Origin of the sequence: Zooshikella harenae (assembly GCF_018837975.1) — a bacterium.
Classification (GTDB): Bacteria; Pseudomonadota; Gammaproteobacteria; order Pseudomonadales; family Zooshikellaceae; genus Zooshikella; species Zooshikella harenae.
Genome location: NZ_JAGSOY010000290.1, coordinates 1 through 908, shown reverse-complemented (window position 1 = coordinate 908; position 908 = coordinate 1). Strand labels below are relative to the sequence as shown.

At 39.6% G+C, this 908-nt stretch carries 2 protein-coding genes; both read right to left on the bottom strand.

The features are described from left to right. On the bottom strand, positions 1-245 hold a 245-nt coding region (locus KCG35_RS25710), incomplete at its 3' end, for a hypothetical protein (protein ID WP_215822716.1). 196 nt (positions 246-441) lie between these two features. After that, positions 442-753 (bottom strand): hypothetical protein, encoded by a 312-nt coding sequence (locus KCG35_RS25705; protein WP_215822714.1) that lies wholly within the window; start codon positions 751-753, stop codon positions 442-444. Between the last annotated feature and the right edge of the window lie 155 nt (positions 754-908).

Below are 908 nucleotides of genomic sequence, written 5' to 3'. Positions count from 1 at the left end.
TGATTTTTATACTCTTCTTCTGTATGCGTTCTAGCCGCATACACATTAGCCCAATTAGAGCCTGGAACAATCAAAGTTGGATACGTCCAGCTTGTGAAACCTACTTTCGAACACTTTGGAAGAGTGTCAGGAAGATCAATAATGCCATAAGACTCATCTTCCCATTGCAGAGCAATGGGATCTGAGAAAGTCAGTTCAAGATCTTTATTACAGCCACCAATAACTCTAGAAAAATGCATGGTCACAATTAAACGAGCGCCACGCTCAGAAATCCATTGGTATGAAATATCTGAACAAGGAACATCTAGTTCTTTAAATAATTGCCACTTAATGGTGATCTCCTTGTGTGCCTAACGCCGCAATGTGCAGCCAGAGTATAGGAGCGAAGCGCCGAAACGGAGGTCCAGCGCCAGCTTACTGGCGCGATGCACGATTGCCTTGTTATGCATTTAGGTCCTCAATACGCTGTTTCATTGACTTTATATTTAAGTGTTTTTTTAAAAATGGCCAATTTTTTGCGCTTGCGCTAACTATCGATATAAAACTGATATATGCACCAAGCAAAGCAGATGCGGCAACTAAATAAATTACATCTACATGTCCATGTTTATTTAAACTGTATAAAACACCCACACCTGCACCCAAAAGTAGGCAGGCTATGAAACCTAACAACTTCTTAATAAATGATCTTGGTTGCTCTTGTTCATACTTCTGAATCATACAATTCAGAAACTTTATTTCTCGTTTGCTCAAAATAAACTCCGAATTTTTGATGCATAACGACTTAATAAAATGCGCCGCCAGGCGTCAGTACGACCCTTTTGTTAGGTGATGCGTTACTCACCACATTTAATTTCTTGTGTATGCTTATTTAATAAAGCCCATAGGTCAAGTACTTCTTCCGGAAC